At 41.9% G+C, this 5,414-nt stretch carries 7 protein-coding genes and 1 pseudogene; 6 read left to right on the forward strand and 2 right to left on the reverse strand.

Annotated elements, in window-relative coordinates; genetic code table 11:
• From ACFILW_RS08700 to ACFILW_RS08725, 6 genes and pseudogenes are all read left to right on the forward strand, one after another.
• Positions 1-1,332, forward strand: a pseudogene (locus ACFILW_RS08700) (phage tail protein); the annotation flags it as partial.
• A 5-nt stretch (positions 1,333-1,337) separates the two neighbouring features.
• Positions 1,338-1,718, forward strand: a complete 381-nt coding sequence (locus tag ACFILW_RS08705) for a phage tail protein (protein WP_375685573.1) — start codon at positions 1,338-1,340, stop codon at positions 1,716-1,718.
• Complete coding sequence (locus ACFILW_RS08710) at positions 1,715-1,936, forward strand: tail protein X (protein WP_375685574.1); 222 nt, start codon at positions 1,715-1,717, stop codon at positions 1,934-1,936. Before ACFILW_RS08705 ends, ACFILW_RS08710 begins: the two co-directional genes overlap by 4 nt.
• The gene (locus ACFILW_RS08715) at positions 1,936-3,246 is read left to right on the forward strand and encodes a phage late control D family protein (RefSeq protein ID WP_375685575.1); all 1,311 of its coding nucleotides are present in this window, start codon (positions 1,936-1,938) and stop codon (positions 3,244-3,246) included. Before ACFILW_RS08710 ends, ACFILW_RS08715 begins: the two co-directional genes overlap by 1 nt.
• Positions 3,247-3,550: 304 nt before the next feature.
• Positions 3,551-4,306 carry an antA/AntB antirepressor family protein gene (locus tag ACFILW_RS08720; protein WP_375685576.1) on the forward strand — a complete coding sequence of 252 codons (756 nt, stop codon included), beginning with the start codon at positions 3,551-3,553 and terminating at the stop codon, positions 4,304-4,306.
• Positions 4,303-4,581: a hypothetical protein gene (locus ACFILW_RS08725; protein ID WP_375685577.1), complete on the forward strand. Its 279-nt coding sequence runs from the start codon at positions 4,303-4,305 to the stop codon at positions 4,579-4,581. Before ACFILW_RS08720 ends, ACFILW_RS08725 begins: the two co-directional genes overlap by 4 nt.
• 45 nt (positions 4,582-4,626) lie before the next feature.
• Here ACFILW_RS08725 and ACFILW_RS08730 read toward each other — a convergent pair whose 3' ends face one another.
• Positions 4,627-4,938, reverse strand: coding sequence for an addiction module antidote protein (locus ACFILW_RS08730; protein ID WP_345117735.1), 312 nt, complete (start codon positions 4,936-4,938; stop codon positions 4,627-4,629).
• Positions 4,939-4,950: 12 nt separating this feature from the next.
• On the reverse strand, positions 4,951-5,274 hold the full coding sequence (locus ACFILW_RS08735) for a type II toxin-antitoxin system RelE/ParE family toxin (RefSeq protein WP_015857128.1): 324 nt from the start codon (positions 5,272-5,274) through the stop codon (positions 4,951-4,953).
• Positions 5,275-5,414: the final 140 nt, after the last annotated feature.

The following is a 5,414-nucleotide window of genomic DNA, read 5'->3' on the forward strand; positions in this document are numbered from 1 at the left end:
ACAGAGAGGATTAAAGGCTGGTTCCAATGGCTAGAACCTCTGATTGGTGAAATAACCCTCTTTAAGGTAGGACTTGTAGCACTTGGTTCCTTCATTTTTGGTCCACTCATTGCCGCATTAGCCGCAGCGGGAGCAGCGTTTGTCACACTTGGCTATACTATAATGACAACGCCCATAGGATGGCTAATTGGCGGCATCGCAGCTCTTGTAGGCGCTGGATATTTGCTCTACAAAAATTGGGACAAAATCAATGGCTGGCTACTTACATCACTAACCATAGTAAGCGCAGTTTTTATCAGGCTTGCTTTCGCTCTTTCAGGACCAGTGCTTTCAGCCTTCACTTCTGTTGGTTCTAAAATTACCGGTCTGGCTGTAAAACTTGGAAAATCCCTGCTCTCAAAAATAATCACAGCAGATAAAGCTTTTATTAGATTTTCCGCAACTCTGGGAAGATCACTGCTTTCAGCATTAGCCTCAGCTGCTTCCGCAGTTGCCAGTCTTGCTTTAACTCTTGTAGGTACACTGATTTCGGCAATAACTGCCGTTAGTTCCGCTTTTATATCGCTTGGTGTTGCTATCATGACCACACCTATTGGCTGGATTATTGGTGGCATTGCAGCTCTTGTTGCTGCCGGATATCTGCTCTACAAACATTGGGATACAGTCATAAGCTTTATAAGCAAGCTATGGGATTCTTTTTACAGCTTATGTAGTAATGTTTTCAATAACCTCTTGACGTTCTTTAAAAACTTTTCACCACTGACTTGGATTTCGAAAAAAATCAATGAACTCATTGAATGGCTGTTTGGTGTCGATTTAATGGAAATAGGCTCCAATCTTATTAATGGGCTTTGGGAGGGCATCAAAAGCAAATGGGATGATCTGTATAACGGTTTTGGCAATATGATGAAGAAATTAACCAGTTGGATGCCTAATTGGGTGAAAGAAAAGTTAGGGTTTAATGTTTCAATAGACAAGACTTCAACGCAGACCATTAAAACCTTTACCGAAGAAACCAATGCACGTGCAAAAAAAATGGTTGATACAGTAGTGGTTACAAATACCCCACCTGAAAAACGCAAGAGTGGTTTTAATACAAGTGTCGTTGAAACAGGACAAATGCAGGCAATAAATAAAGTAGGTGCTTTTAAAGCTCCAAAGCCAATTACGGTTCATAAGCCCGTTGAAGTGGATGCCCGCGTGATGATTTCAAATTTAAATATTTCCGTCCCCAATGGTCTCAAGGACGAAATCAGAGACGCTGTCAATCAAGCACTTGAACGCTATGCAAAACAGCAACGTTTAGCCATAGCCTCTAGCCTTTCGGATTAAATACCATGATGTTAGCTTTGGGTGGTTTTATTTTTTCGATTGAAACAGCAGCTTATCAAACACTTGATATGTCTTATGGGGTTCCATGGGTAGAGCAAGGGCGATTGGGGAGAAAGGCTGCTCTTCAATTGCCTGCTGTTGCAAATGCGGAATTTTCTTTAGCAGGCGTGATTTATCCAGATTTCAAAGGTGGTCACAGACAGCTCGAATATTTACGACAAATGGCGCATATGGGACCTCACATTCTTGTGACTGGTCAAGGCAAAATCTTAGGTAAGTTTGTCATTCTTTCTGTAGAGGAAAAACAAAGCGTTTTTCATCATAATGGCACCCCAAAAAAACAAGAATTTACGATAAAGTTGAGAGAATATGGTGAAGAGCTATGAGTGATCTTTACGTAACAAAAGAAGGCGATATGGTTGATGCCATTTGCTGGAGATACTATGCAAAGGGTCAACAAGCCCTTGCTGTTGAACGCGTTTATGCAGCAAATTTTGGTCTTGCAGACTATGGACCCATTTTAAAAGCAGGAATCACAATCGTTTTGCCAACCCTCCCCTATCCGAAAGCCACACCAGTGATCAGAATTTGGGGCAGTCAATAATGAAACCTTTTTGCATGGTTCTGGCAAATGGAGAAGACATCACAAAAACTCTTATGGATTATGTTTTATCGATTGAAATTACCGATGAAGCAGAAAACAAAAGTGATCGTATCACTATAGAGCTTGATGACCGTGCGCGTGACAGTGATAACGGCTTTCTTGATATTCCTCTTATCGGGACAGTTATTTCCATAACACTTGGCTATGAAAGCGGGAAAAACCGCGATATGGGAGCCTATCTGATAGACGAAATCTCTGTAAGCAGCCCACCACAAAGCTTAAGCGTGACAGGGCGCGCCGCCTCTATGAACACGTCTTATAGAACACCCAAAAGCCAATCCTATCACCAGCAAACCCTTGGCAGTATTGTTCAAGAGATAGCAGAGCGTAATGGCTATACGCCAAAGGTTGATCCTTCTCTTGCAAAAATCGTTGTGCGTCATATTGATCAAACATCAGAAAGCGATATGGCTTTTGCCACACGCCTTGCAGAAGAATATGATGCGGTAGCAAAGCCCGTTGATGGCAAGCTTGTTTTGGCTAAACGGGGCGAAGGCAAAGCCATCACTGGTGAAACACTCCCCATAGTAGTTATTCATGAGAAACATTGTACCTCTTGGGATTTTAAATACAGCGCACGGGATGAAGCAGGTGCAGCAAATGGCTTAGCAACAGATGTGGGAGACGACCAAAAAGCCGCCGCTGATGCACGAGAGCCAGAAGAGATTGATGATGATGAAAACTTTATCCATATGGATAACAATGACAGAGCATCATCATCTGAATCAGAAAAAGCAGAAACAACACCTGAGAAAGAAGAAGAAGACAAAGAGAAAAAAGGCGGTGTTCTCGCAACCTATCATGATATCCGCAGTGGTGAAAAAAAAGAAGTCAAAGTTGGTAACCCACCGTTCCATGAACTCAAATACACCTACCATAACCAATCAGAGGCTGTTGCGGCCATTGCTGCTTATCGCAATAAGTCATCACGCGGTAAGTCTTCTTTCTCATGTGATATCGGTGGTGATCCGTTTGTGCAAGCAGAAGCAAAGCTTGTTCAAGAGCCCCCTTTCCGCCCCTATATTCCAGCAGAATGGCGCATCAAAAGCGTTAAACACAAACTTGATAAAACGGGTGGTTACACTACAAAAATAGATTGCGAGCTTTTTGATGAAGCCCAAGAAAACACAGCTGGAAACGTTGCAAACACCACACCAGACAAAGATGATACCCTTGACCCAAACGCCCCACCCAATGCATACGACGAAGGCGAAGGCGTTATCCATATGGATGAGGAAGGCATCAATTAGCAAAAATATCAAAAAATTATCAGAAGCAACTTGACAATGTAGCAACAATATGAATAATCGAATCAGGTGCCTGAAAAACGCCTTAAATACACAGCGGATAGATTGCCGACACAATCTCTTCTCCGCACATTAAAGACTTTGACTCATTATATGCTACATGCATATAATAGATTTGTCGGGTGTAGTTACGCTATACAATACCCTTATGGGGAAAGCATAACGACGGACTGTGTACCGTGTTTTTCAGCACCCGGCACTCTTTTTGGGTGTCAATGAAAAACATCTAATTACACAGGAGTTCATAATGAACACTCTTATTCCGATATCGGAACAAACTGTTGGACAGGAAATTGTTCAAACAGTAAATGCACGTGAATTGCATAGTTTTTTAGAAGTAGGTAAAAAATTTGCGGACTGGATTACTGAACGTATCAACAGATATAATTTGGTAGAAAATCAAGACTTTGTTTGCTTCCCTATTTTGGGAAGCAAAGGCAGGGGTGGTCACAATCGTAAAGATTATCATCTAACTTTAAGCGTAGCTAAAGAACTTTCTATGCTTGAGAATAATAAGAAAGGTAGAGAAGCCCGTTTATACTTTATCGAATGTGAAAGACGGTTAAAACAAGTAGCAACACCACAGATAGCCGCTCCGCAAGTTGATTATTCCAAACCCGAAGCATTACTTGGTGTTTTGAATCACTTACAAAATCAAATAGAGCAGAAAGATCATGTTATTGCTGAATTAGCACCAAAAGCAGAAGCTTTGGATGGCTTAAAACGCTCTGATGGTTTGTTTGGTCTTATTGAAGCTGCAAAGATGTTAGAGGTACGACCTAAGGATTTAACGGATTACTTGCGTAAACATGATTGGGTGTATCGACGGGCTCCAGGGGCGCCTCTGTTACCTTATCAGGACAAAATAAAGAAAGGATTCATGGACTGTCCTGCTATTACCATTCAAAGACCGGACGGAACAGAGAAGGTGCTCCCTTCAACTAAAATCACATCTAGAGGATTGGCATGTTTAAGAGAACAAATCCATGGGGGTGTGCAATGAATAGCAGTGTCGACTTCTTATGCGATTTGTGGCTGTCGTTGTTTAAGCTTTCTAATCATCGAGGCATTGGAGATGAGGACTGCAATGCTATAGTTGAGGTTATGGAATCGGTCGTAGATGCTCTGGTTTTAAAGCTTCAAGATGACGTACCCAATATTACAAAAATCTTGGCAATTTTGACAGATTTTGGAGCTTCAGAACTTCCACATCGTATGGATTCTTTGTTGCGTGCTTATGAACCAAATTTAGACAGCCCCATTAAAAATGTTGCTTAAGTACCTCCCTTCCCCATCTTTAAAGGTGGGGAGTGAACACTAAAGTTACACGTGTGGAACTGGTCGTTCAAGAGGCTGTACAGCCAAACGAAACCCCATGGTACGTAGTAAAGCATTCAAGCTGCGGAACTCTGGATTACCTTTTTCTGAAAGTGTACGGTAAATTTGTGTTGGGTTCAAGTTGGCTGCTTTAGCTACAGCTTGAACACCACCATAAGCTTTGGCCATTTGGCGTAGAGTTACAAGCAGCTCACCCTGATCACCATCTGCTAGGATTGCATCAAGGGTAGCTGCTGCCAACTCAGGATCATCACGGAATATTTCTGCCATTGCATCATCATGGTTACGGTCTTTCATTTTTGCACTCCTTTAATCTTCACGGTTTTGCCAATCACGCCAGCAAGCACATGCACGAGTGATATCAGTCTCTTGTGTTTTTTTGCTGCCACCGCATAATAGCAACAATACGGTCTTTCCAGATTGGACATAATAAACTCGGTAGCCAGGACCAACATTAATACGCAATTCATGGACACCCTCACGAAGCGGCTTGAAATCGCCAAAGTTCCCCTGCTCTAAACGATTAAGGCGGCGAATAATTGCAGTTTTAGCCTGCATGTCACGGAGCTTTCGCAGCCAATCAGCTATCAAGTCTTTGCCATCAGAAGTAAGGTAGTGACGTATTTCAAACATGATGTTATATTCGTTTATAAACGAATGTTTGTCAAGAGAGAAATTAAAAGTTGAGAAAAAATCTTCTTTTGTTCCAATGAAAAAGCGACATGAAGCTTAACCAAGCTATCTTTCCGAATGAGAAAGATGTCAATTTTTTT

The sequence above is a fragment of the Bartonella sp. TT110JLCBS genome (genome assembly GCF_042193405.1).
In the GTDB taxonomy this organism is placed as follows: Bacteria; Pseudomonadota; Alphaproteobacteria; order Rhizobiales; family Rhizobiaceae; genus Bartonella.